This is a genomic window from Pseudomonas sp. P7758 (assembly GCF_013386485.1).
GTDB lineage: Bacteria > Pseudomonadota > Gammaproteobacteria > Pseudomonadales > Pseudomonadaceae > Aquipseudomonas.
On record NZ_JACARS010000072.1, the window covers coordinates 21,394 to 47,609 of the forward strand.

Here is a 26,216-nt window from a genome sequence, read left to right on the forward strand (position 1 = left end):
TTGTTCGAGAAGGTTTTTGAAACGCATGGGGGCAATATGCCAGCGACTATAACGGGGGGGGCATAGTCGCTTAAAGATTAAAAAGAACTTTGCTTATTCCAGTTTCTTGAAAAGCGCGCTGCCACACCGTGAGCAAAACGCTGCATTGGGCTCATGGCTGTTTTTCTTGCACACCGGGCAATCCGTTTGCAATTGCTCACCGCGCATGGCGTTGGCCAGTTCGGCGGTGAAGATCCCGGTGGGCACCGCGATGATCGAATAACCGGTGATCATCACCAGCGACGAAATCACCTGGCCCAGCGGGGTCTTCGGCACGATATCGCCAAAGCCCACGGTGGTCAGGGTGACGATCGCCCAATAGATGCCCTTGGGAATGCTGGTAAACCCGTGCTCCGGGCCTTCGATCACGTACATCAAGGTGCCGAACACCGTGACCAGGGTGCAGACGCTGACCAGGAACACCACGATCTTCTGCTTGCTGCCCCGCAGCGCCGACATCAGGTAGTTGGCCTGCTTGAGGTACGGGCCGAGCTTGAGCACGCGGAAAATCCGCAGCATCCGGATGATTCGGATAATCAGCAGGTACTGCGCGTCGCTGTAGTACAGCGCGAGGATCCCGGGCACGATCGCCAGCAAATCCACCAGCCCATAAAAGCTGAAGGCATAGCGCAACGGCTTGGGCGAGCAATACAGCCGCAGGCCGTACTCGATGGCGAAGATGATGGTGAAGCCCCACTCGATATAGGCCAGCACGTTGGCGTAGTTGTCGTGGACCTCCTGGATGCTGTCGAGGATCACGATCACCAGGCTGGCCAGGATGATCAGCAACAGGGTGCTGTCGAAGCGTCGGCCGGCCGGGGTGTCACTTTGGAAAACCATGACGTAGAGACGCTCACGCCAGTGCTTGTTGCTGTCCATGGAAGTCGCCTGAATCGAAGATCAGCGAAGCCTAGGGGGATTCGAAGGGGCTGTCCATGCGGGTTTTCTGCATCACCCGCTGACTGGCGCGCACCAGCCAGGTGGCGAGGATAAACGGCGCGGTCAGCGCGGGCAGGTTCAGGCCGGTGAAGCCGGGCGTGAGGATGATCGCCAGCAGGATGCCGATCAGCGGCAGCCAGGGTTGGCGACGATGCTGGCTGAGGGCCAGGGCGGCCAATGCCGGGTTATAGCTGTGCAGGCCGAGCAGGGCGCTGGCGGGCTCGTCCATCAACAGGGCGATCAACACGCCGAGGCTCGCGCCGGTCAGCGCCCACAAGGCCGCGCGGCGGCTGGCTATTACAAGACCGAGGGCGATCAGCAGGCCGGCGAGGGGGTGGTCCATCAGGATGACTTGGGCCAGACCTGTGAACGGCGCGCAGAGTAGCGCCCAGGTGCGGGGTTCGCTGGCGGCAAATGCGGCGGGCGCGGTGGTGCCCAGCAGCAGCCAGCCGAGTACCACAAACGGTGCGGTGTAGGCGGGCAGGTCATCGGGGTTGGCGGCGCGTTTGAGCCACTGGCGAGTGAGGATTGCGCTGAGGCCACCGCAGGCGAGAATCAACGGCGGCAGCAGTGCCGACCAGCTGAAGTGCTGGCTGATCAGCAAGCCGAGCAGCACGCCGTTGTAGCTATAGAGACCGGCCTGGCGTTCGGCCTTGGGATAGCCGCGGCGTTGGGCGGTCAGCAAGCCGGCGACACCGCCCAGCAGCGCGCCGCCGAGCAGGGCCGGGGCGCCGACCAGGATCGCCAGCAGGCAGAGCAGGCCACACAGCGGGTGGCGCTGCAGGAATATCTGGCTGAAGCCGTTGAGCAGGGCTTCGGCCCAGTCGGGGCAGGGTTGGTTGGGCATGATCAATAATCTGCAGGAAAGCGCCGAATCTTGTGGCGAGGGAGCTTGCTCCCGCTGGGGCGCGCAGCGGCCCCAAAAGATGGGCCTGCTGCGCAGTCCAGCGGGAGCAAGCTCCCTCGCCACAGGGGATTAGATCAATGTCTCGATCCGCAACGAATTGGTCGACCCTGGCTGCCCGAATGGCACCCCAGCAGTAATCACCAACGTATCCCCACGCTCCGCCATACCCTGTGCCTGGGCAATCTCCAACGCCGTGGAACACACCTCATCCACCTGCCGCAGCCGATCGTTCACCACCGAATGCACGCCCCACGCCACGCTCAAGCGTCGCGCCGTCGACAGGTTCGGTGTCAGGTTCAGAATCGGCACCGCCGGCCGTTCCCGCGCCGCCCGCAAGGTGGAGCTGCCCGACTCGCTGTAGTTCACCAGCACTGCCACCGGCAGGATGCTGCTGATACGGCGGATCGCACAGCTGATGGCGTCCGACACCGTGGCATCCGCCTTGGGCCGGCTGACGTCCAGCTGGGTCTGGTAATCCGGGCCATTTTCCACCTGGCGAATGATCTTGCTCATCATCAGCACGGCCTCCAACGGGTATTCACCGGAAGCGGTTTCCGCCGACAGCATCACCGCGTCCGCCCCTTCCGCCACTGCGTTGGCCACGTCGGTGACTTCGGCACGGGTCGGCGCCGGGGAGAAGCGCATGGATTCAAGCATCTGCGTGGCCACCACCACCGGTTTACCCAACTGGCGGCACACACCAATGATGTCCTTCTGGATTTGCGGCACGCTTTCCGCCGGCACTTCCACCCCCAGGTCACCTCTGGCGACCATGATCGCGTCGCTCAACTCGGCGATTTCCTGCAGGCGCTGCACCGCCGAGGGCTTCTCGATCTTGGCCATCAGGAACGCCTTGTCGCCGATCAACTCGCGGGCTTCGCGGATGTCTTCCGGGCGTTGCACAAACGACAGCGCCACCCAGTCCACCCCCAGTTCCAGGCCGAAGCTCAGGTCGCGGCGGTCCTTGGCGGTCAGCGGGCTGAGCTCCAGCAATGCCTGGGGTACGTTCACGCCTTTACGGTCCGACAGTTCGCCGCCGTTGAGCACGGTGGTGTCGATGGCATCGGCGTGCTTGGTGATCACCCGCAGGCGCAGCTTGCCGTCGTCCAGCAGCAGGTCCATGCCGGGCTGCAGGGCCGCGATGATTTCCGGGTGGGGCAGGTTGACTCGCCGCTGGTCACCGGGTGTCGGGTCGAGGTCCAGGCGCAGGGCCTGGCCGCGAATCAGTTGCACTTTTCCTTCGGCAAAACGCCCCACCCGCAGCTTCGGCCCTTGCAGGTCCATCAGGATGCCGAGGGGATAATTGAGCTGGCGCTCCACCTGGCGAATCCACTGGTAGCGTTGGGCGTGGTCGGCATGATCGCCATGGCTGAAGTTCAGGCGAAAGATATTCACCCCGGCTTCCACCAGCTCGCGGATGTCGTCGATGCTGTCGGTGGCCGGGCCCAGCGTGGCGAGGATCTTGACCTTCTTGTCAGGCGTCATGTTCAGGGGACTCTCTTTCAGGGCTTTCAAGAATCAGAATGGCGCGGAAATCGTTGACGTTGGTGCGGGTCGGCTCGGTGATGATCAAGCCGTCGAGGGCCGCGAAGTAACCGTAGCCATTGTTGTTGTCCAGCTCGTCACTGGCGCTCAAGCCCAGGGCTTCGGCGCGGGCGTAGCTGGTGGGCGTCATGATCGCGCCGGCGTTGTCTTCCGAGCCGTCGATGCCGTCGGTGTCACCCGCCAGGGCGTAGACGCCGGGCAGGCCCTTGAGGCTGTCGGTGAGGCTCAGCAGGAATTCGGCGTTGCGTCCGCCACGGCCATTGCCGCGTACGGTGACGGTGGTTTCGCCGCCGGAGAGGATCACGCAAGGCGCCGCCAGGGGTTGGCCGTGCTGGATGATTTGCCGGGCGATACCGGCGTGCACCTTGGCCACGTCCCGCGCTTCGCCTTCCAGGTCGCCGAGGATCAGCGGGCTGAAACCGGCCTGGCGGACTTTCACCGCCACCGCTTCCAGGGATTGCTGCGGACGGGCGATCAGTTGGAAATGGCTGCGGGCCAGCACCGGGTCCCCGGGCTTGACGGTTTCCGACTCCGGGCTTTGCAGCCAGGTGCGCACCGACGCCGGGATTTCAATCTGGTAGCGCTTGAGAATCGCCAGCGCCTGTTGCGAGGTACTGGGGTCGCCAACAGTGGGGCCGGAAGCGATGACCGTGGCCTGGTCGCCCGGTACATCGGAAATCGCGTAGGTGTAGACGGTGGCAGGCCAGCTTGCCTTGGCCAGGCGCCCGCCCTTGATCGCCGAGAGGTGCTTGCGCACGCAGTTCATCTCGCCAATGGTGGCGCCGGATTTGAGCAGGGCCTTGTTGATCGCTTGCTTGTCCGCCAGGGTGATGCCGGCGGCCGGAAGGGCGAGCAGTGCAGAGCCGCCGCCGGAGAGCAGGAAGATCACGCGGTCGTCTTCGCCCAGGTTGCTGATCAGCTCCAGCACACGCTTGGCCACGGCCTGGCCTGCGGCGTCCGGCACCGGGTGCGCGGCTTCGACCACCTCGATTTTCTTGCAGGGTGCGCCGTGGCCGTAGCGGGTGACCACCAGACCCGAGACTTCGCCTTGCCAGCAGTTTTCCACCACCAGCGCCATGGCGGCGGCGGCTTTGCCGGCGCCGATCACGATGACACGGCCGCTGCGGTCGGCGGGCAGATAGGGTTCGAGGACTTGCCGGGGGTGGGCGGCGTCGATGGCTGTGGCAAACAGCTCGCGAAGCAGGTGTTGCGGATCGACCGACATAAGCGGGCTCCCGGGGATTCTTGTTATTAGGGGTGCATCAAATTCGATGTGAAATGCGGTCAAAAATGTGGGAGCGGGCTTGCTCGCGAAAGCGGTCTACCATTCGACATCCATGCTGACTGATACACCGCTTTCGCGAGCAAGCCCGCTCCCACATTCGATCGCATTTCAACGGGGTTTATTTATCGCGAATCGAAAAATTCGCCATATGTTCCAGGCCCTTGATCAGCGCCGAGTGGTCCCAGTTGCCGCCACCGATGGCGGTGCAGGTGCTGAACACCTGCTGCGTGCCGGCGGTGTTCGGCAGGTTGATCCCCAGCTCCTTGGCACCGGCCAGGGCCAGGTTCAGATCCTTCTGGTGCAGGTTGATGCGGAAGCCCGGATCGAAGGTGCCCTTGATCATGCGCTCGCCATGCACTTCGAGGATTTTCGACGAAGCAAAACCCCCCATCAGTGCTTCACGCACCTTGGCCGGGTCGGCGCCGTTCTTCGAGGCGAACAGCAGCGCTTCCGCCACCGCCTGGATGTTCAACGCAACGATGATCTGGTTGGCCACCTTGGCGGTCTGGCCATCGCCATTGCCGCCCACCAGGGTGATGTTCTTGCCCATGGCCTGGAACAGCGGCAGGGCGCGTTCGAAGGTGTGCGGGTCGCCGCCGATCATGATGCTCAGGGTGCCGGCCTTGGCACCGACTTCACCACCGGACACCGGGGCGTCGAGGTAGCGTGCGCCGGTCTCGTTGATCTTCGCGGCGAAGGCCTTGGTGGCGGTGGGCGAGATCGAACTCATGTCGATCACCACTTTGTTCGGCCCAAGGCCTGCGGCAACGCCGTCGGCGCGGAATAGCACATCATCGACCTGCGGAGTGTCGGGCACCATGACGATGATGAATTCGGCTTCCTGGGCCACTTGCTGCGGGTTGGCCAGGGCCACCGCACCAGCGCTGATCAGTTCAGCCGGCGCCTTGCCGTGATGCTCGGAAAGAAACAGTTGGTGACCGGCCTTTTGCAGGTTGGCAGCCATGGGTTGGCCCATGATGCCGGTGCCGATAAATCCGATTTTAGCCATGACGAAAATCCTCTTATTGTTAGGTGTGCAGGCCTGGCGCGGCCTGCTAAACACAGGAGATCCACTGTGGGAGCGGGCTTGCTCGCGAATGGGGGCCGACATTCAGCATTGATGTCGACTGATCCACCGCTTTCGCGAGCAAGCCCGCTCCCACATTGGGTGCTGTGTTTGTTCAGTTAGATCGCGTTGTGGCTTTTGAGCCAACCCAAACCCGCTTCGGTGGTGGTCAACGGTTTGTACTCACAGCCGACCCAACCCTGATAACCGATGCGGTCCAAATGTTCGAACAGGAAGCGGTAGTTGATCTCACCGGTCCCCGGCTCGTTGCGCCCCGGGTTGTCCGCCAGCTGGATGTGGTTGATCTCACCCAGGTGCGCAGCCATGGTGCGGGCCAGGTCGCCTTCCATGATTTGCATGTGATAGATGTCGTATTGCAGGAACAGGTTGGCACTGCCTACCTGCTCGCGAATCGACAGGGCCTGCGCCGTGTTGTTCAGGTAGAAGCCCGGGATGTCGCGGGTATTGATCATCTCCATCACAAGCTTGATGCCTACCGCCTGCAGCTTGTCGGCGGCGTACTTGAGGTTGGCGACGAAGGTTTTTTCAAGCGTCGCGTCATCCACGCCGGCCGGGCGAATCCCCGCCAGGCAGTTGACCTGGGTATTGCCCAGTACCTGGGCGTAGGCGATGGCCAGGTTGACCCCGGCACGGAACTCCTCGACCCGGTCCGGGTGGCAGGCCAGGCCGCGTTCGCCCTTGGCCCAGTCACCGGCCGGCAGGTTGAACAGCACTTGGGTCAGGCCGTGGGCATCGAGTTGCGCCTTGATTTCAGCTGAGCTGAATTCATAGGGAAACAGGTATTCCACACCACTGAACCCCGCATCGGCGGCGGCTTTGAAACGGGCAAGAAAGTCCTGTTCGGTAAACAGCATGGACAGGTTGGCGGCAAAACGCGGCATGGGGTTCTCCTTAATCGAGCAGTGAAATGGCAGTCGGCGCGTCGTTGCCCACCAGTGCCAGATCTTCGAATTCGTTGACGGCGTTGATCTCGGTGCCCATGGAAATATTGGTCACCCGTTCCAGAATAATCTCAACGATCACCGGAACCTTGAATTCTTCGATCATTTCCTGGGCCTTGCGCAGTGCCGGCTGGATCTGTCCCGGCTCGAACACCCGCAGGGCCTTGCAACCCAGGCCTTCGGCGACGGCCACGTGGTCGACGCCGTAACCGTTGAGTTCCGGTGCGTTGAGGTTGTCGAAGGACAGCTGCACGCAGTAGTCCATTTCAAACCCGCGCTGGGCCTGGCGGATCAGCCCCAGGTAGGAGTTGTTCACCACCACGTGGATGTACGGCAGCTTGAACTGTGCGCCCACGGCCAGCTCTTCGATCATGAACTGGAAGTCATAGTCGCCGGACAGTGCCACGACGTTGCGGGTCGGGTCCGCCTTGACCACACCCAGTGCCGCCGGAATGGTCCAGCCGAGCGGGCCGGCCTGGCCGCAGTTGATCCAGTGGCGTGGTTTGTAGACGTGCAGGAACTGCGCGCCGGCAATCTGCGACAGGCCGATGGTGCTGACGTAGCAGGTGTCTTTGCCGAACACCTGGTTCATCTCTTCGTACACCCGTTGCGGCTTGACCGGCACGTTGTCGAAGTGGGTCTTGCGGTGCAGGGTGGCCTTGCGCTGCTGGCAATCGTGGAGCCAGGCGCTGCGGTCCTTGAGCTTGCCGGCGGCTTTCCACTCGCGGGCCACTTCAATGAACATGGTCAATGCAGAGCCGGCGTCGGAAACGATGCCCAGGTCCGGGGTGAACACGCGGCCGATTTGCGTCGGCTCGATGTCCACGTGAATGAATTTTCGGCCCTCGGTGTACACCTCCACCGAACCGGTGTGACGGTTGGCCCAGCGGTTACCGATGCCCAGCACCACGTCCGATTTCAACATCGTGGCGTTGCCATAGCGGTGGGACGTTTGCAGGCCGACCATGCCCACCATCTGCGGGTGATCGTCCGGGATCGTGCCCCAGCCCATCAGGGTCGGGATCACCGGGATGCCGGTCAACTCGGCGAATTCCACCAGCAGTTCGCTGGCGTCGGCGTTGATCACGCCACCACCGCTCACCAGCAATGGGCGCTCGGCCTGGTCCAGCAGGGCCAGGGCTTTTTCCACCTGGATGCGGGTCGCCAAAGGCTTGGCCAGGGGCAGTGGTTGGTAGGCGTCGATGTCAAATTCGATCTCGGCCATTTGTACGTCGAATGGCAGGTCGATCAGCACCGGGCCCGGGCGGCCGGAGCGCATTTCATAGAAGGCCTTCTGGAAGGCATACGGCACCTGGCCGGGTTCCAGGACGGTGGTCGCCCACTTGGTCACCGGCTTGACGATGCTGGTGATGTCGACAGCCTGGAAGTCTTCCTTGTGCATGCGTGCCCGTGGCGCCTGGCCGGTGATGCACAGGATCGGGATCGAGTCCGCCGAGGCGCTGTACAGGCCGGTAACCATGTCGGTGCCCGCCGGGCCCGAGGTGCCGATGCACACGCCGATATTGCCGGCCTTGGTGCGGGTGTAGCCCTCGGCCATGTGCGAGGCGCCTTCAACGTGGCGAGCAAGGACGTGATCGATGCCACCGACCTTCTGCAAGGCCGAATACAGCGGGTTGATCGCGGCGCCCGGGATACCGAAGGCGGTGTCGACCCCTTCACGGCGCATCACCAGGACAGCGGCTTCGATTGCTCTCATTTTGCTCATGGTTTTGGTGCCTCTTGCGTTTTGTAATTGTATACAAGTGGTGTTGGTCCGAAGTGTATTCACGGCGAGCGGGGCAGGTCAATCCATTTTCTTGGGTGGCCTTTACGTTCGTCGGAAGGCTTATGGACGGGAATATTTCGACGTGCGGTGCGTATGTTTCGAAATATTGTATACAAAAAATAAATCTATTGTGTTCTATTTGTTTGATCGAGCTTCTGATCAGACAGAGCCCCACGGCTTTCCCATAACAAGATAAGGACGGCACCCATGAGCGCTTTAACCTTGAAAGTCGCAGTCAACCTGGCCAGCCACGCCATCGCGGCAGGCCGCACCATTTCGGCGGCACCGCTGACCGTTGCGGTACTCGACAGCGGCGGGCATTTGATAACGTTGCAGCGCGAGGATGGCGCGAGCCTGCTGCGCCCGCAGATCGCGATTGGCAAGGCCTGGGGTGCGATAGCCCTGGGCAAGGGCTCGCGCTTGCTGGCGCTGGACGCACAGCAACGGCCGGCGTTTATTGCCGCGTTGAACAGCCTGGGGCAGGGCAGCGTGGTGCCGGCACCGGGCGGGGTGTTGATCCGGGATCAGGCGGGTGTGGTGCTGGGCGCGATCGGGATCAGCGGGGATACGTCGGATATTGACGAGCAGTGTGCGATCAGTGCGATCGAGGGGTTGGGGTTGTTGGCGGATGCGGGGGTTACTGCTTGATGTGAGGTGACTGGTCGGGCCTCTTCGCGAGCAAGCCCGCTCCCACATTTGACTGCATTCCAAGGCTGGAACTCGGTCAAATGTGGGAGCGGGCTTGCCCGCGAAAGGGGCGACTCGGTCCCGGACCTAAACCCAAACCGCATCCCACAGCGGATAGTCGCCAATCCGCTCCACCAACCCTGCTCTTAATGGGTTGGCCACGACATACCGAGCCATCTTCACCAAGTCATCGTCCTTGCGCAGCGCACGATCATGAAAGCTGGTTTGCCATAGCCGCCCTTTGCGGCCCGTTGCGCCATTAACGGTTCGAGTGCTTTTGGACTTCACCTGGCACATCAGGTCTCCCAATGAGCCTTTTTGCAGCTCAATCAACCAGTGAAAGTGGTCGGGCATGACCACCCAGGCCAGGGACTTCGCCAACCCTTGGTATTGGGCGAGCCGGAATTGCCAGACCACCAGCCGATCCAGGTAAAAGTCACTGAAGATTGGCACACGTTCGTGGGTATTGGTGGTGATCAGGTAAATACGGTTGGATTCGCTGAATCGCCCGATGCGCAGGCGATGTGAAGCAGCTGGATCAGGCATTCCTTTGCCTCTCTTCAGGTGGGGTTCTGAGAGGCTAGATCGGGGAATCTGGAGATGATGGTTTGGCTTTGTGCAGGATGTGTCTGGGAGGGCGCTTTCGCGAGCAAGCCCGCTCCCACATTGGATCTGCGGCGTTTAAACAATTTATGTCTGGCACAAATTCAAATGTGGGAGCGGGCTTGCTCGCGAATCTTGAAGACGCTGCGGTCTATCAGTCCCGCTCACACCCCTTCAACACCAACCGAATAATCGTCTGCGCCGCCGCCTCATAATCCGCTTCATCCAACTTCGCCTTCCCGGTCACCGCCGAAATCTGCCAGTCAAAATCCGCATACGTCTGCGTCGCCGCCCAAATGCTGAACATCAGGTGATGCGGATCAATCGGCGCAATCAGCCCACGGTCCACCCAGCTCTGGATGCAGTCGATGTTGTGCTTGGCCTGGGCATTCAGCTGTTCCACCTGCTCGGGGCTCAAATGCGGGGCGCCGTGCATGATCTCACTGGCAAACACTTTCGAGGCAAACGGCAAATCCCGGGAGATGCAGATCTTCGAGCGGATGTACCCGCTCAGCACGGCCGAAGGGTCGCCATCAGGATTGAACGGTGTGGAGGCCGCCAGGATCGGCTCGATAATGCTTTCGAGCACCTCGCGATAGAGGTTGTCCTTGGACTTGAAGTAGTAGTAGACGTTGGGCTTGGGCAGCCCGGCCTTGGCGGCGATGTCGCTGGTTTTGGTCGCGGCGAAGCCCTTGTCGGCAAACTCCTCACTGGCAGCCCGCAGGATCAGTTCTTTGTTGCGCTCGCGAATGGTGCTCATAGACCAGGAGGTTCCTTGCCAAGACAGGCGGTCTGGCATGGTAGCACCGGCTTTGCGCAGGGCTCAAGAATCCCGCCGCAGCCCTTGCATGGCGGGGCGCCCAGCTGACTTTGTCTGTCTTGATGCTGAACGCATTCACGGTCGTACAGGCACAGCTCCAGCGCGCTGCTAGAGTTCAGGCAGCGAGCGGCCATTTAGCCTGGCCACCGCTTCCTGTTTTCGGCGTTCGAGAGAGAAACCCGTGGAGAAAAGCAGACGACGTACGTTCGCCTGGGCCGTTGGCACGTTGTTACTGGTAGCGTTGTTGATTGCCCTGGGTTTGCACTTCTTTGCAGGCGGGCACAAAGGCCGGCCGGCCGTCACCGGCGAACCGGTGGCCGTGGTGCCGGTGGTGTTGCAGGACGTGCCGGTGTATATCGATGCCCTCGGAACCGTCACCCCCACCCGCAGTGTGACCGTGGTCACCCAGGTCGATGGCATCCTCAGCAGCGTGGAATTCAAGGAAGGCCAGCACGTCAGCAAGGGCCAGGTGATTGCGCGGATCGATGACCGCGCCCTCAAGGCCCAACTGGCCGTGGCCAAGGGTACCCTGGCCCACGACCAGGCTGTGTTGAGCAATGCTCAGCGCGATCTGGTGCGCTACCGCGAACTGGTCAAGGCCGGTTCTACCAGCCAGCAAACCGTCGACACCCAGGCGTCCTTGGTCCAGCAACAACTGGGCACCGTGGCCGCCGACCAGGGCAATGTGCAGAACCTTGAAGTGCAGGTCGGCTACTGCACCATCACTTCGCCGGTCGACGGTGTGGTGGGCCTGCGCCTGGTCGACCCCGGCAATTACGTCACCACCACCAGCACCACCGGCATCGTGGTGATTACCCAGATGAACCCGGCCACCGTGGTGTTCGCGGTCCCCGAGGACGACTTGGGCGCTATCAACCAGGCACTGGGCCGTGGCGCCGTGACGGTGCTGGCCTACGACCGCAACAAGAAAGCCCTGCTGGCCACCGGCAGCCTGTTGGCCCTGGACAACCAGGTAGACACCTCCACCGGCACCATCAAGGTCAAGGCGCAGTTCGATGATTCGGGCAGTGCGCTGTTCCCCAACCAGTTCGTCAATGCGCGCCTGAAGGCCGACACCCTGGCCCAGGTTGCCGTGGTGCCCACCCGGGCGATCCAGCATGGCAGCCAGGGCGATTTTGTGTTCGTGGTGAATGGCGACAAGGCCAGCCTGCGCAACATCAAGACCGGCCCATCGATGGGCGATGTGTCGGCGGTGCTCGAAAACGGGGTCAAGCCAGGCGAGCAGGTGATCACCGAAGGCGCCGACAAACTGGATGACGGTTCGGCCGTGAAGGTCGTCGCCCAGTGAGGAGCTGCCGAGCATGAACATTTCGCGGCCCTTTATCGAACGTCCCGTCGCCACCACCTTGATGATGGTCGCGGTGCTGTTGCTGGGCATGTTGGGGTATCACCTGTTGTCGGTGTCGGCGTTGCCTGAAGTCGACTACCCGACCATTCAGGTCTTCACCCAATACCCCGGCGCCAGCCCGGACGTGGTCAGCTCCTCGATCACCGCGCCGCTGGAGCGCCAGCTCGGCGAGATGCCGGGCCTCAAGTCGATGAACTCCACCAGCTCCGACGGCGCTTCGGTGGTGACCCTGCAATTCGACCTGTCGCTGTCCCTGGACGTGGCAGAGCAGGAAGTGCAGGCCGCGATCAACGCCGCCGGCACCTTCCTGCCGGCCAACCTGCCGTACCCACCGGTATACAGCAAGGTCAATCCGGCGGATGCGCCGGTGCTGACCCTGTCCCTGACCTCCGATGTGTTGCCGCTGACCAAGGTCGAGGACCTGGCGGATACACGGCTGGCGCAGAAGATCTCGCAGATCACTGGCGTCGGCCTGGTGACCATCAGCGGCGGTCAGCGCCCGGCGGTGCGGGTCGAGGCGAATACCTCGGCGCTCAATAGCCTCGGCCTGTCCATTGATGACCTGCGCACCTCCCTCGGCACGGCCAACGTCAACCAGGCCAAGGGCAATATCGACGGCAAGTTCCAGGCGTATTCGATTGGTGCCAACGACCAGCTGCAATCGGCCGAGGAATACCGCGACCTGGTGATCGCCTATAAAAATGGCGCGCCGATTCGCCTGTCGCAGATCGCCAGTTCCACCCAGGGCCCGGAGAACCCGCGTCAGGCTGCGTGGACCAACAGCACGCCGTCGATTGTGCTGAACATCCAGCGCCAGCCCGGCGCCAACGTGATCCAGGTGGTCGACCGCGTGCAGCAATTGCTGCCCAAGCTGCGGGCCAGTTTGCCGGGTACCTTGAAGGTCGATGTGCTGACCGACCGCACGCAAACCATCCGCGCCTCGGTCACCGATGTGCAGTACGAACTGGCGGTGGCGGTGCTGCTGGTGGTGATCGTGATTTTCATTTTCCTGCGCGACGTTGCGGCGACGGTTATTCCGGCAGTCACCGTGCCGCTGACGCTGGTGGGCACCCTGGCGGTGGCTTATGCGCTGGGCTTTTCCCTGAACAACCTGACACTGATGGCGCTGACTATCGCCATCGGATTCGTGGTGGACGACGCCATCGTGATGATCGAAAACATCACACGCTATATCGAGGCGGGCGACTCGCCGCTGGAGGCGGCGCTCAAGGGGTCGGAGCAAATCGGCTTCACGATTATTTCGCTGTCGATTGCGCTGATTGCAGTGATGATCCCGCTGCTGTTCATGGGCGATGTGGTCGGCCGGCTGTTCCGCGAATTCGCCATGACCGTGGCCGTGACCATCGTTATCTCGGCGTTCATCTCCCTGACGCTCACGCCGATGATGTGCGCGCGGATGCTCAAGAATAAGCACCAGGAACGCCGCGCGGATTTCTTCGACCGCATCAACACCCACTACGTGCGTGGCCTTGACTGGGTGTTGGCGCACCGCACCTTGACCCTGATCTCGATAGCGCTCACCGCCGCGCTGACCCTGATGATTCTGGTGATCATGCCCAAGGGCTTTTTCCCCGACCAGGACACCGGGCTGATCCAGGGTATTTCCCAGGCGGCGCCGACGGTTTCGTTCCAGCAGATGCAGACCGAACAACAGCGCCTGGCCGCGCGAATCCTCAAGGACCCGGCGGTGCAAAGCTTGTCGTCCTTTGTGGGTATCGACCAGACCAACCCGACCATCAACCAGGGCAACCTGCTGATCAACCTCAAGCCGCGCGGCGAGCGTGACAGTGCCACCGAGGTGATCCGCCGGCTCTCCGATGCCAACGCCGACGACGCCGGGATCCGCCTGTACCTGCACTCGGTACAGGACCTGACCCTCGACGCCACGGTGTCCACCACCAGCTACCGCCTGGGCCTGCAAGCCACCGATCCGGACGAGCTGGAAACGTGGACCACCAAGCTGCTGGCGGCGATCAAGCAAGACCCGATGTTCACCGACGTGCAAAGCCAGGCGATGCAATTCGGCAATCAGATCCAGCTGACCTTTGACCGCGCCACCGCCTCGCGCCTGGGTATCACGCCCCAGGCGATTGACGATGTGCTGTATGACGCCTTCGGCCAGCGCCAGGTCTCGACGATCTACACCCAGCTCAACCAGTACCACGTGGTGATCGCCACCGACCATCCGCCGCGCAACTTGCCGGACCTGCTCACCGGGTTGTACGTGGACATTCCCGGTGGCGGTGTGGCGCCGCTGTCGAGCATGGCGACCCTGCAGGTGGTGCGCACGCCCGTGACCATCAACCGCCTGGGTCAGTTTCCGTATGCCGACGTGTCGTTCAACCTTGCTCCGGGCCAGACCCTTGGCACGGCAGTGACGCGGCTCAAGGACATCGAGGCCAAGGTCGGCTTGCCGCTGTCGGTGCAGGCCAACCTGGAAGGCGCGGCGGCGACGTTCGAACAGTCGCTGTCCAACCAGGTATTCCTGGTGGTGGCGGCGATTGTGGTGGTGTACCTGATGCTGGGGATTCTGTACGAAAGCTTCGTGCACCCGGTGACGATCCTTTCGACGCTGCTCTCGGCAGCGCTCGGGGCCTTGCTGGCACTGCTGGTGACCGGCACACAGTTCGACATTATCGGATTGATCGGCATTGTGCTGCTGATCGGCATCGTGATGAAAAACGGCATCATGATGGTCGACTTTGCCCTGGAGTTGTTACGCGAGGGCGGCCTGAGCCCCACGGCCGCGATCCGCCAGGCGGCAGAGTTGCGGTTCCGGCCGATCCTGATGACCAGCATGGCGTCGCTGTTCGGCGCCGTGCCGCTGGCGCTCGGTACGGGGATTGGTTCGGAGCTGCGTCACCCGCTGGGCATCGCGATTATCGGCGGGTTGTTGCTCAGTCAGTTGCTGACGCTGTTTTCCACGCCGGTGATCTTTCTCGCCATGCACGGCCTGGGGCAGCGCTTCAGCCGCCGCCCGGCTGAAGCGGTCTGATGGCAATGAACCTCAGCGCGCCGTTTGTTCGCCGCCCGATTGCAACCACCTTGATGGCGGCCGGCCTCGCGCTGTTTGGCGCGCTGGCCTTCATGCTGTTGCCGGTGGCGCCGTTGCCGGAGGTGGATTTCCCGACCATCAGCGTCAGCGCCTCGTTGCCCGGCGCCGATCCGACCACCGTCGCCAGTTCAGTGGCCACGCCCCTGGAGCGCCAGTTCGGGCAGATTGCCGGGGTCACGCAGATGACCTCGTCCAGCAGCTTGGGCTCGGCGCGGATCATTTTGCAGTTCGACCTGAATCGCGACATCGACGGCGCCGCGCGGGATGTGCAGGCGGCGATCAATGCCGCCCGCAGCAACCTGCCCAGCGACCTGTCCGGCAACCCGACGTACCGCAAGGTCAACCCGGCGGATTCGCCGATTCTGATCATCAGCCTGACCTCCGACAGCGCCACGCCGGGGCAGATGTATGACGTGGCCTCGACCCTGTTGGAGCAGAAGTTGTTGCAGACCACCGGGGTCGGTGACGTGACGGTGGGCGGCGGCGCGCTGCCGGCGGTGCGGGTGGAATTGAACCCCGATCGGCTCAACCAGTACGGCGTCAGCCTGGAGCAGGTGCGCCAGGTGATCAACGCCTCCAACGTCAACTTGCCCAAGGGCAACGTGGCCATCGGCGACCGTAACTACGGTATTGCGGCGAATGACCAGTTGCTCGATGAAAAGGACTACGGGCCGCTGGTGGTCAAGGCCCACGACGGCGACCTGATCCATATCGCCGACCTGGGCTACGTGCGCGAAGACGTGCAGGACCTGCGCAACTTCGGCCTGTCCAACGGCAAGCCGGCGGTATTGCTGGTGGTGTTCAAGCAGCCGGGCGCCAATGTGATCGAGACGGTGGACGCGGTGAAGGCCTCGCTGCCGTTCCTGCAAAGCTCGATTCCGGCGACGATCAAGCTCAACCTGCTGATGGACCGCACCACCACCATTCGCGCCTCGTTGCATGACGTCGAGATCACGTTGCTGGTGTCGATCCTGCTGGTGACCCTGGTGACCTTCGGCTTCTTCCGCGACTGGCGCAGCACCCTGGTGCCGGCGATTGTGGTGCCGCTGTCGCTGCTCGGCACCTTCGGCGCGATGTACTTCCTCGGCTACAGCCTGAACAACCTGTCACTCATGGCGCTGACGATTTCCACCGGCTTTGTGGTGGACGATGCGATTGTGGTGGTGGAAAACATCATGCGCCACCTGGAGCGCGGCAAGACCCGGGTGGAAGCGGCGCTGGCCGGTGCCCAGGAAGTCGGCTTCACGGTACTGACTATCAGCGTGTCGCTGGTGGCGGTGTTTATTCCGCTGCTGCTGATGGGCGGGATTGTCGGGCGCCTGTTCCGCGAGTTTTCGGTGTCGTTGTCGGTGGCCATTGTGATCTCGATGCTGATCTCGCTGACGGTTACACCGATGCTCGCCAGCGTGCTGCTGCGCGCGCCGAAAGCGATTCATGAAGGCAATGAACACCCGGACTCGCGCTTTCACCGCTTCTACGATCGCACCCTCGGTTGGGTGATCGACCATACGGTGCTGATGGGTTTTGTGACGGTGTTGGTGATCGTGCTCGCCGGCGTGTTGTACGTGCTGGTGCCCAAGGGTTTTTTCCCCCAGGAAGACACCGGGCGCTTGCAGGGTAGCATCCTGGCGAACCAGAGCATTTCCTATGGGGCGATGCAGAAGGACTTCACCGAGATCAACCGCAAGGTGATGAAAAACCCGAACATCGAAACCGTCGCCGGGTTTGTCGGCGGTGGCGGAGGGGGCGGCGGGGCGGTCAACAGCGCGCAGATGTTTGTATTGCTCAAGCCCTTGGGCGAGCGCAAGGACAACGCCACCGAAATCATCGGCCAGATCCGCCGCAGCCTCGGCGACTTGCCGGGCACCAAGCTGTATTTGCAGTCGGCCCAGGACATCACCGTGGGTGGCCGGCAAAGTGGCGCGCAATACCAATACACCCTGACCGCCGATGACCAGGAGTCGCTGGACGAATGGGTGCCCAAGGTGGTGGCGGTGCTGCGCAAATTGCCGCAACTCACCGACCTCAATACCGACCAGCAAGACAACAGCTTGCTGGCCAATGTGCAAATCAACCGGGATACGGCGGCGCGCCTCGGGGTGAGTGTCTCGGCGGTCGACCAGACGCTGTACGACGCCTTTGGCCAGCGCCAGGTCGCGACTCTGTATCGCGCGGCCAACCAGTACCACGTGGTGATGGAAATCGCGCCGGAATACTGGACCGACCCTTCCGCGCTCAAGGGCATTTATGTGCCGACGGGCACCCAGGCCACGACCACCAAGGGCACCACGGCGGCGCCCAACCTGACCACCGGGCAGACCCTGGTGCCACTCTCGGCACTGGCGGATAACACGGTGGCGCGCACTGCAATTTCCATCAGTCACCAGGGCACGTTCCCGGCGGTGACAGTCTCGTTCAACCTGGCGCCCGGCACGTCCATCGGCCAGGCCACGGCGATGGTGGACGATGCGGTGAAGCAACTGCGCATGCCCGCCAGTGTGGTCGGCCAGTTTGCCGGTACGGCCCAGGTGTTCCAGTCGTCGGTGGCCAGTGAGCCGCTGCTGATCGTCGCTGCGTTGCTGTGCGTGTATATCGTGCTGGGCATCCTCTACGAAAACCTGACGCACCCGCTGACCATTCTTTCGACCTTGCCCTCGGCCGGCGTCGGTGCGTTGATCGCCTTGCTGCTGACCGGCACCGAGCTGTCGATCATTGCGCTGGTGGGGGTGATTCTGTTGATTGGCATCGTGAAGAAAAACGCGATCATGATGATCGACTTCGCGATCACCGAGCGGCGGGAGTTCGGCCTCACGGCCAAGGAAGCGATTCGCCGAGCGTGCCTGATCCGTTTCCGGCCGATCATGATGACGACCCTGGCGGCGATCCTTGGCGCGCTGCCGCTGGTGCTCGGCACCGGTTATGGCTCTGAGTTGCGCCGGCCGTTGGGGATTTCGATTATTGGTGGCCTGCTGTTCAGCCAGGTGCTGACGCTGTACACCACCCCGGTGATCTACCTGTGGCTCGACCGGGCGTCACAGCGCCTGGGTCGGCGTAAGGAAGCAAGGTTATGAACGTGAAATACAGCGTGCTTTGCATCAGCCTGCTGCTCGGCGGCTGCATGGTCGGGCCTGATTACCAGAAGCCCGCCATGGAGCTGCCGCAGACCTTCAAGGAAGGCGCGCAGTGGCAGCGTGCGGCGGCCAACCCCCAGGGGGCGATGGACAGTCAGTGGTGGCTGGCTTATCAGGATCCGGTACTGAACGATTTGGTGGCGCGCTCGGCCAAGGCCAACCAGTCGATCATCGCGGCGGAGGCCGCGTACCGTTTGGCTCAGGCGCAGGTAGCGTCCAGCCGGGCCGGTTTGTGGCCGACGGTGGGCGTGGGGTTGTCGGGTTCGCGGGGAACGGCGGGCAGCGGCAGCGGTACGTCGACTACAGGCACCACGACGGGCGGCGTCGCGAACAGCGTCAGCGCAACCTTGACCGCCAGTTGGGAGCCGGACCTGTGGGGCCTGGTGCGGCGCGGGATAGAGTCCAGCCAGGCGACGGCCCAGCAATCGGATGCGTTGCTGGCCGGGGTGCGGCTGTCCATCAGTTCCAGCGTGGCGAGTAACTACCTCGCCCTGCGGCAGATGGACATCGACGTGCGCCTGTTGCAGCAACAACAGAAGATCAACCAGCAACTGCTGGACATGATCCAGGTGCAGTTCACCCAGGGCGTCGCCACCAACGACCAGTTGCTGGTGGCGCAGGACCAGTTGACCACTTCGATTGCCGACTTGCAGACCTCCCTGCGCGACCGCGAGCAATACGAACACGCGCTGGCCGTGCTGGTGGGCGTGGCGCCGAGTGAATTCAGCGTGGCGGTGCGCAATGACTACAGCTTCGTGGTCCCGCGGCCACCGTTGACCTTGCCGTCGACCCTGCTGCAACGGCGTCCCGATGTGGTGGCGGCGGAGCGCTCGGCAGCGGCGGCCAACGCGAAAATCGGCGTGGCCGAAGCTGCGTTCTTCCCTACGCTGGATCTGACTGCCGAAGCCGGTTACCGCGGCAGTGCGTTGGGCGGGTTGTTCTCCCTGCCCAATCGCATCTGGACGTTGGGGCCGGCGCTGGCGGAAACCCTGTTCGATGGCGGCGCCCGCGAAGCGGCGGTCAAGCAGGCCGAGGCCAGCTATGACCAGATCGCCGCGACCTACAAGGGCACCGTGCTCAGCGCCTTGCAGAACGTTGAAGACAACCTGTCGGCAATCAACCACCTGCAAACCCAGGCCGATGCGTTCCAGCAGGTGTACCAGCGTAATCAGCAACTGTTCGGCAGCCAGGAAGCACAGTTGCGCGCCGGCACCGTGAGCCAGGAGGCCGTGCTGACCCAGCAACTGGTGTTGCTGCAAGCCGAGCAAAATCTTCGCGACACCCAGGGCCAGCTCAGCCAGGGCAGTGTGGCGCTGATCCAGAGCCTTGGCGGGGGCTGGCAAACGCCTGCGCGCTGAACGGCTCGCTAACCCGGTGTGCGCCGCGTTATTCTCGGCGCACTTTGAATCACGGAAGCCTGAGCCATGGCAGGAAGCAGTTTGCTGGTATTGATCGACGACATCGCCGCGGTGCTCGATGATGTGGCGTTGATGACCAAGATGGCCGCGAAGAAAACCGCCGGCGTGTTGGGGGATGACCTGGCGTTGAATGCCCAGCAAGTCTCCGGGGTGCGCGCCGAGCGGGAAATCCCGGTGGTGTGGGCGGTGGCCAAGGGATCGTTCGTCAACAAGCTGATCCTGGTGCCGGCTGCGTTGCTGATCAGCGCATTTGCGCCGTGGGCGGTGACACCGCTGTTGATGCTGGGCGGCGCTTATTTGTGTTTTGAGGGCTTCGAAAAACTCGCCCATAGCTTCTTCCACAAGCGCACCGAAGAGCAGGCGCACCTGGTGGAAGCCGTGGCGGATCCGGCCACGGACCTGGTGGCCTTCGAGAAGGACAAGATCAAGGGCGCGATCCGTACCGACTTCATCCTCTCCGCCGAAATCATCGCCATCACCCTCGGCACCGTGGCCGATGCGCCGCTGATGCAGCAAGTGATCGTGTTGTCGGGTATCGCCATCGTCATGACCATCGGTGTCTACGGCCTGGTGGCGGGTATCGTCAAACTCGATGACCTGGGCCTGTGGCTCACCCAGAAGCCCGGCCAGGCGGCGCGCAGCATTGGCGGGGCGATCCTGCGGGCGGCGCCGTACATGATGAAAAGCCTGTCGGTGATCGGTACGGCGGCGATGTTCATGGTCGGCGGTGGCATCCTGACCCATGGTGTGCCGGTGGTGCATCACTGGATCGAGACCGTGAGCCAGAGTACTGGCGGCCTGGCGTGGTTGATGCCGACGTTGCTCAATGCCGTGGCGGGGATCATTGCCGGGGCCGTGGTGTTGGCGGTGGTCAGCGTGGTGGGTAACCTCTGGAAGCGTGTGAGGGCATAGGCATTTGATCGAGCGACGGCAATTCAGCGGGGGCATGAAAGGCAAAAACCTCCGCTACCTGAATGAAAATCCCGGCGAGGCCCGTCAGACGGTGCGTGCGGGATTTGTGTTGCTCGAACATTTCTCGCTGCCGGCGTTTACCCAGGCGCTGGATACGCTGATCACCGCCAACCTGCTGCGGCCCGCTTCTTTTTCTACCTCGACCTTCGGCTTGCGGGAAGGCGAGGTGATCAGTGACCTGGGGCTGGTGATCCGGCCCGATGCGCGGCTTGAGTCTTCGGTGCTTAAAGCGTTGGACCTGTTGGTGATATGCGGTGGCTATCGCACTGAACTGAAGGCTGCGGAGGAGTTTATCCACCTGCTGAAAAGCGCCTCGGAGCAGGGTGTGAGCCTGGCCGGTTTGTGGAATGGTGCGTGGTTCCTGGGGCGTGCGGGATTGATGGGCGGCTACCGCTGCGCCGTGCACCCGGAACATCGCCCGGCCCTCGCTGATTTCTGCAAGGCGACGCAGGTCAGCAGCGAACCCTATGTGATTGATCGCGACCGGCTGACGGCATCGAGCCCTTCCGGTGCGTTTCATATGGCGCTGGACTGGATCAAGGGGCTGTACGGCAAAGCGCTTGTGGAGGGGATCGAGGACATCCTGGCGTTTGAGGAGTCGCGCTACCGGCGGGTGAAACCCACGGAAAACGTGTGCTTGAGCGCGCCCCTGCGCGAGGTGGTCAACCTGATGGACGCCAACCTCGAAGAGCCTCTGGAGCTTGAGCAACTGGCCGTTTATGCGGGCCGTTCCCGACGCCAGTTGGAGCGTTTGTTCAAGGAGCAGCTTGGCACCACGCCCCAGCGTTATTACCTGGAACTGCGCATCACCGAGGCCCGTCGGCTGCTGCAACACACCGAGCTGTCCCAGGTGGACGTGCTGGTGGCCTGCGGGTTTGTCTCGCCGAGCCATTTCAGCAAGTGCTACAGCGCCTACTTTGGCTACAGGCCATCCAAGGAAAAGCGCCTGGTCAAATAGCCTGAGATTGGCATTCGCCACAAATATAGATACGATGCTAATCATTAGCTTGCTATCTATATGTGGGTTTAATGAAATCCTCCACCTTCCAGCTCCCTGATTTCTGGCAGGCGACGTTGACCCCGTCCCGTAGCGATCTGCTGTTTGCCTTGCGCAACATGATCGCCGGCGGGGTCGCGTTGTACCTGGCCTTCTGTTTTGACTTGCAGCAACCGCAATGGGCCCTGACCACCGTATTTATCGTGGGCCAGTCCACCAGCGGCATGGTCCTGGCCAAAGGCGCCTATCGGCTGGTGGGTACGTTTGTCGGGGCCATGGTTTCCATTGCGATGATCGGCGTGTTTGGCCAGGCGCCGCTGCTGTTCCTGCTGTGCATGGCGCTGTGGCTGGCGTTCTGCACCACGGGGGCATCCTTGCTGCGCAATCATGCGTCCTATGGGTTTGTGCTGGCGGGGTACACCACGGCGATTATTGCGCTACCCGCTACGGCGGCACCGCTGGGAGTGTTCGATGAGGCGGTGGCACGCTGCCAGGAGATCAGCCTGGGGATTCTTTGTGCCTCCATCGCCAGTACGATTCTGTGGCCGCGCCGGGTCGAGCAGGTGCTGGCGGTTCAGGCGCGCGCCGCCTGGCAGGCCGGGGTGCGGGCTGCCGCTTCGGAGCTGTTGGGTACCGACCAGCGTAAAGGCTTGCTCGAAGCATTGAGCCGCCTGGTGGCGGTGGACAGCCAGCGCGACCATGCCTGGTTTGAAGGGCCCAAGGGCCGGCGCCGCTCCCAGGCCTTGCGGGTGCTCAGCCGTGATCTGCTTAGCCTGCTGCGGGCGGCGCGGGGCGTGGCGCGCCAGCGGATGATGCTCGATGAAACGGCGGCGGTCGGGCCACTGATTGAAGCGGTGGCTTCGGCGTTGCAGCAGGAGCGTCTTGATGAACTGCCCGAGTTGTCACAACGGCTTGGCCTGGCGTTGCAGGATCCGCAGCTTGGCCAGGAGGCGCACTTTTGCCTGGTGCAACTGGCGCAGGTGTTGCGCTTGATTGAGCTGGGTGCATTGACGCTGTCGGCGGTCGAGCAGGGCAGGGTGCCGCCCGGCGCACCGGGGGCGATGTCCTGGCACCGGGATATCGAGCAGGGGGTGCTTGGCGGGCTGCGCAGTGCGTTGGCGTTTCTGGCGGTCGCGGCGTTCTGGATCTTTACGGCATGGCCTTCGGGTTTGGGCGCGGTATCGATTTGTGGCGTGGTGTTGAGCCTGTTTGCAGCGCGGGAAAACCCGTCGGCCTCCAGCCTGAATTTCCTCAAGGGCATAGCGCTGTCGATCCCGGTGGCCGGTTTTGTGTGCTTCGTGCTGTTGCCCGGCTTCGATGGCTTTCCCCTGTTATGCCTGGCGTTGGGAGTGCCGCTGTTTTTCGCCTCATTGTGCATGAGCCGCCTCAAGCTGGCGGCCACGGCCTCGGCGTTCTGCATCTTTTTCGTCAACAACGTCGGGCCCAGCAATGTGATGACCTATGACTTCGCCGCGTTCCTCAACAAGGCCATCGCGACGCTGGTGGGTGTCGGGATTGCCGTGGTGGTGTTTCGGCTGATCCAACTCAATCCCGGCGAGCATCACTATCGGCGGATGTTCAAGGCGTCGCTGTTCGACCTGGCGCAATTGACTTCCCGTCCCCTGGAGCAGGCTGAAAGCTGGTTTGGCGGGCGCATGGCGGACCGGCTGATTCGCCTGTCGCGCTACAGCGAAACCTTGCCTGCCGATCGCCGTGTCCACTGGGATAACGGATTGCTGGGGCTGGACCTGGGGGATGAGTTGCTGGAGTTGCGCGCCTGCCTGGCGGACAGCCGGGGTGCGTTGGCGATTGAGCGCGATCGCTATTTGCGGGCATTGGAGTCGGTGTTGGAGGAGGGGGGGCCGAGCGTGGCGAATGAGTCGCTGATGGATGCGGCCAGCGTTGCGATGCTTGAAGCGCTTGAACAGCCTTCGGGATTGGCGGAGCAGGATCGGGAAATGGCCAGGGCGGCGGTACTGCAATTGCGGTTTACGTGGCGTAAGTGGTGTCGGCGGGGGGTGTAGGCGCTGGCAAGCCAGCGCCTACACGGGGTATTACTCGGCGATCTGCAACTTGCGCGCCTCGGTGTACACGTAGCGCACCTTTTCATACTCGAACGGCGAGTTCATCTGGCCGTAGCGGAAGCTGGTCTGGTAGCGCTTGTCGACGGCGCGCAGGGCCCAGATTTCCGGGTGGTTTTCGCTGACCTTGGACACGTTCAGGAAGTTGATCTCGGTCTCGGCGCCGTAGTCCACCAGCAGGCCGGTGGTATCCCGCAGGTTCGACGGACCAAACAGCGGCAGCACCAGGTAGGCGCCGCCCGGTACACCGTAGAAGCCCAGGGTCTGGCCGAAGTCTTCGCTCTGGCGCGGCAGGCCCATGGCGGTGGCCGGGTCCCACAGACCGGCGATGCCGATGGTGGTGTTGAGCAGCAGGCGGCCGGTGGTTTCCAGGGAACGATGGCCCTTGAGCTGCAGCAGGCTGTTCAGCAGGTTGGGTACATCCCCGAGGTTGTTGAAGAAGTTGCTGACGCCGGTACGCAGGAAGCTCGGGGTGACATAGCGGTAACCGTCCACCACGGGCAGGAACACCCACTGGTCGAAGCGGTAGTTGAAGTGGTAGACCCGGCGGTTCCACGACTCCAGCGGGTCGTAGACATTCAGCGCGTTGACCGACGAGCGCTCGAACTCACGCTGGTCCAGGCCAGGGTTGAACTTGAGGTGGCTCAGGGGCTCCTTGAAGCCGTCGGAGTCCACTACGGTTGGCGTGTGAGCCTTGCTGTTGTCGGCATTGGCCACGCCCGCGCACATCAGGGCGGCGAGCAGCAGAAGATATTTAGCCACGGAAGAACTCCAGCATGGCGTCGGCGTTGACGCGGTAGTTGAGGTTGCCGCAATGGCCGCCCAGGGGGTAGACGGTCAAGCGATCGCCGAAGGTTTTACGCAGGAAGCCAAGGTCGCCCGGGCCCAGGATCACGTCGTCGGCGTTGTGCATGACGGCGATTTTCGGGCTGTCGTGCAGGTAGTCCTTGAGGGCATACAGGCTGACCTGGTCAACCAGTTGCAGCAGGCTGCCGCCGTCGGAACGGGCGCGCCACATCGGGATCACCTGTTCGGTGAGGTAGCAGTCGAAGTCGCACTGCAGCGCACGCTTGAGGAACGGCGTGAGGCTGGTGCCTTCGCTGATCGGGTACTTGGGCGGGATGATCAGGCCGCGACGGTTGATCAGGTCCGAGGTGAAGGCAATGTCGGCCGCCGAGAAGCGGAACGAAGTGCCGATCAGCATCGCCATCTGTTCGTTGGTCAGGTGTTCCTTGGAGTTCTGGAAGTCGTAGAGCAGGGCATCGTTGAGGTCGATGTAGCCCTTTTGCTGGAAGTAGCGGGTCAGCTTGTTCAACACCAGCTCATAGAAGGTGGTGCTGTTGTTGATGCCCTTCACCTCGGTCTGCACCAGCTTGTCGAGGTTGGTGATCGAGGTATAGAGGTTGACCGGCGGGTTCAGCAGCAGGACTTTCTTGAAGTTGAAGCTGCGACGGGTTTCATCCAGCTTGCTGACAAAGGCTGCGTCGAGGGCGCCGAGGCTGTAGCCGGTGAGGTAGAAGTCGGTCACGGGCAGCGTCGGGTTTTGCGCGCGTACGGCCTGCATCACGCGGTACATGTCTTCGGCGTCTTCCTGGCTGATGCCGGGAGTGGCGAAGCGCGAGGCGGCGGCGATGAAGTCGAAGCTGGTGGGGGACGACAGCTGGACGACGTGGTAACCGGCCTTGTAGTAGAGCTTTTTCAGGTATTCGTTGATGGTGCTGTCAAAGCGTGCGCCGGTGCCGGCGATCAGGAAGATCAGCGGTGCGGCACGGTCCTGCTTGGCGATGCGGTAGGTGAGTTTCTTCACCGCCCAGAAGTTGTCAGGCAGGCTGAACTCGCGCTCGGGACGCATCGTCAGGGTGTAGTCGGACTGATTGATTTGATCGTCCGATGGCAGTTCCGGCCGCAGGTTCGGCGGGGTGGTGGCGATGGTCGCTTCAAACGGGTTGGTCAAAGGGTAGCCATAGCTGGCCTGGTCGATATCGACCGCCAGTGCTGACGCACTCAGAAAAAGGCTGCCCAACAGGGCCGCACAGCGCAAGGAACGGAGCATGACTAAATCCCTAAGAGGAAAACGTGCTGAAGTGGAGTTCGCAGGCTATGACCACCGCGTTGCTGCCGAAGTGCCAGCCTTCGGCACTAAAAGTCGGAAAAAACGTCGGAATCGGGGTAATAGTAGCGAGACGATACACTTTGGCACGCCTTAATGAACACTTATCTGTTTGCAAAACTTGCCAACGGCCACCGGGGGATTAAGCTGGGCGCCGTTTTCGCCTATCGGAGTGCCCCATGTCCCGCCGTTTTCCGCTGATCCTGTTGCTTATTGCCCTGCCGCTTTGGCTGGCCGCCAGTTATGGCGCGCGTTACGGATTCATGGAGGATGGCCGTTGGGTGGGCATTTGCGCTGACGAAGCCAGCCGCTGGGAATGCCAGGTGCGTTCCAACCTGGGGTTGATGATTCACTTCAAGGTGCTGGGCTGGGCGGCGCTGGTCACTGCGGTGCTGGCGTTTTTCGTGCCGGGCCGGGCCGGGT

General features: G+C 62.5%; 20 protein-coding genes. 9 read left to right on the forward strand and 11 right to left on the reverse strand.

Going from position 1 to position 26,216, the window contains the following annotated elements; translation table 11 throughout:
- Positions 1-93 precede the first annotated feature (93 nt).
- The 7 genes from HX873_RS16370 to gcl form a co-directional block, all read right to left on the reverse strand.
- Positions 94-918, reverse strand: coding sequence for an ion transporter (locus tag HX873_RS16370; RefSeq protein ID WP_177008368.1), 825 nt, complete (start codon positions 916-918; stop codon positions 94-96).
- A gap of 31 nt (positions 919-949) precedes the next feature.
- Complete coding sequence (locus HX873_RS16375; protein WP_177122906.1) at positions 950-1,825, reverse strand: urea transporter; 876 nt, start codon at positions 1,823-1,825, stop codon at positions 950-952.
- Between the two features lie 129 nt (positions 1,826-1,954).
- A complete protein-coding gene (pyk, locus tag HX873_RS16380) occupies positions 1,955-3,370 on the reverse strand; it encodes a pyruvate kinase (RefSeq protein ID WP_003210597.1) in 1,416 nt (471 codons plus the stop codon).
- The gene (locus HX873_RS16385; RefSeq protein ID WP_003210596.1) at positions 3,360-4,655 is read right to left on the reverse strand and encodes a glycerate kinase; all 1,296 of its coding nucleotides are present in this window, start codon (positions 4,653-4,655) and stop codon (positions 3,360-3,362) included. The genes pyk and HX873_RS16385 overlap by 11 nt, the downstream gene beginning before the upstream one ends.
- Before the next feature lie 178 nt (positions 4,656-4,833).
- Positions 4,834-5,724 (reverse strand): 2-hydroxy-3-oxopropionate reductase, encoded by an 891-nt coding sequence (locus tag HX873_RS16390; protein ID WP_003210595.1) that lies wholly within the window; start codon positions 5,722-5,724, stop codon positions 4,834-4,836.
- Positions 5,725-5,900: 176 nt separating this feature from the next.
- On the reverse strand, positions 5,901-6,683 hold the full coding sequence (hyi, locus tag HX873_RS16395) for a hydroxypyruvate isomerase (RefSeq protein WP_003210594.1): 783 nt from the start codon (positions 6,681-6,683) through the stop codon (positions 5,901-5,903).
- A gap of 10 nt (positions 6,684-6,693) precedes the next feature.
- Positions 6,694-8,469 carry a glyoxylate carboligase gene (gcl, locus tag HX873_RS16400; RefSeq protein WP_003210593.1) on the reverse strand — a complete coding sequence of 592 codons (1,776 nt, stop codon included), beginning with the start codon at positions 8,467-8,469 and terminating at the stop codon, positions 6,694-6,696.
- Between the two features lie 267 nt (positions 8,470-8,736).
- On the opposite strand from gcl, the gene HX873_RS16405 reads away from it, so the two are divergent.
- Positions 8,737-9,177, forward strand: a complete 441-nt coding sequence (locus tag HX873_RS16405) for a heme-binding protein (RefSeq protein WP_003210592.1) — start codon at positions 8,737-8,739, stop codon at positions 9,175-9,177.
- 126 nt (positions 9,178-9,303) lie between these two features.
- Here the strand turns inward: HX873_RS16405 and HX873_RS16410 are convergent, their stop codons facing one another.
- Together HX873_RS16410 and HX873_RS16415 are read right to left on the reverse strand one after the other, a co-directional pair.
- On the reverse strand, positions 9,304-9,762 hold the full coding sequence (locus HX873_RS16410; RefSeq protein WP_003210591.1) for a transposase: 459 nt from the start codon (positions 9,760-9,762) through the stop codon (positions 9,304-9,306).
- A 211-nt stretch (positions 9,763-9,973) separates the two neighbouring features.
- The gene (locus HX873_RS16415) at positions 9,974-10,579 is read right to left on the reverse strand and encodes a TetR/AcrR family transcriptional regulator (protein ID WP_003210590.1); all 606 of its coding nucleotides are present in this window, start codon (positions 10,577-10,579) and stop codon (positions 9,974-9,976) included.
- Positions 10,580-10,820: 241 nt separating this feature from the next.
- On the opposite strand from HX873_RS16415, the gene HX873_RS16420 reads away from it, so the two are divergent.
- From HX873_RS16420 to HX873_RS16450, 7 genes are all read left to right on the forward strand, one after another.
- A complete protein-coding gene (locus HX873_RS16420) occupies positions 10,821-11,948 on the forward strand; it encodes an efflux RND transporter periplasmic adaptor subunit (protein WP_177122907.1) in 1,128 nt (375 codons plus the stop codon).
- Positions 11,949-11,961: 13 nt separating this feature from the next.
- Entirely contained in the window at positions 11,962-15,024 is a 3,063-nt protein-coding gene (locus HX873_RS16425; RefSeq protein WP_177019606.1) for an efflux RND transporter permease subunit, read from the forward strand.
- A 5-nt stretch (positions 15,025-15,029) separates the two neighbouring features.
- Entirely contained in the window at positions 15,030-18,155 is a 3,126-nt protein-coding gene (locus HX873_RS16430) for an efflux RND transporter permease subunit (RefSeq protein ID WP_177122910.1), read from the forward strand.
- A complete protein-coding gene (locus HX873_RS16435; protein WP_177122908.1) occupies positions 18,152-19,573 on the forward strand; it encodes an efflux transporter outer membrane subunit in 1,422 nt (473 codons plus the stop codon). The genes HX873_RS16430 and HX873_RS16435 overlap by 4 nt, the downstream gene beginning before the upstream one ends.
- A 66-nt stretch (positions 19,574-19,639) precedes the next feature.
- On the forward strand, positions 19,640-20,545 hold the full coding sequence (locus HX873_RS16440) for a DUF808 domain-containing protein (protein WP_177008362.1): 906 nt from the start codon (positions 19,640-19,642) through the stop codon (positions 20,543-20,545).
- 34 nt (positions 20,546-20,579) lie between these two features.
- Positions 20,580-21,563, forward strand: coding sequence for a GlxA family transcriptional regulator (locus HX873_RS16445; RefSeq protein ID WP_177122909.1), 984 nt, complete (start codon positions 20,580-20,582; stop codon positions 21,561-21,563).
- A gap of 71 nt (positions 21,564-21,634) precedes the next feature.
- Complete coding sequence (locus HX873_RS16450) at positions 21,635-23,626, forward strand: FUSC family protein (RefSeq protein WP_177035109.1); 1,992 nt, start codon at positions 21,635-21,637, stop codon at positions 23,624-23,626.
- 30 nt (positions 23,627-23,656) lie between these two features.
- Here the strand turns inward: HX873_RS16450 and HX873_RS16455 are convergent, their stop codons facing one another.
- Positions 23,657-24,445: a VacJ family lipoprotein gene (locus tag HX873_RS16455; RefSeq protein WP_003210582.1), complete on the reverse strand. Its 789-nt coding sequence runs from the start codon at positions 24,443-24,445 to the stop codon at positions 23,657-23,659.
- Positions 24,438-25,736: a hypothetical protein gene (locus HX873_RS16460; RefSeq protein WP_003210581.1), complete on the reverse strand. Its 1,299-nt coding sequence runs from the start codon at positions 25,734-25,736 to the stop codon at positions 24,438-24,440. Before HX873_RS16460 ends, HX873_RS16455 begins: the two co-directional genes overlap by 8 nt.
- Positions 25,737-25,972: 236 nt before the next feature.
- On the opposite strand from HX873_RS16460, the gene HX873_RS16465 reads away from it, so the two are divergent.
- The coding region (locus HX873_RS16465; protein WP_102606462.1) for a hypothetical protein at positions 25,973-26,216 on the forward strand (244 nt) is incomplete at its 3' end.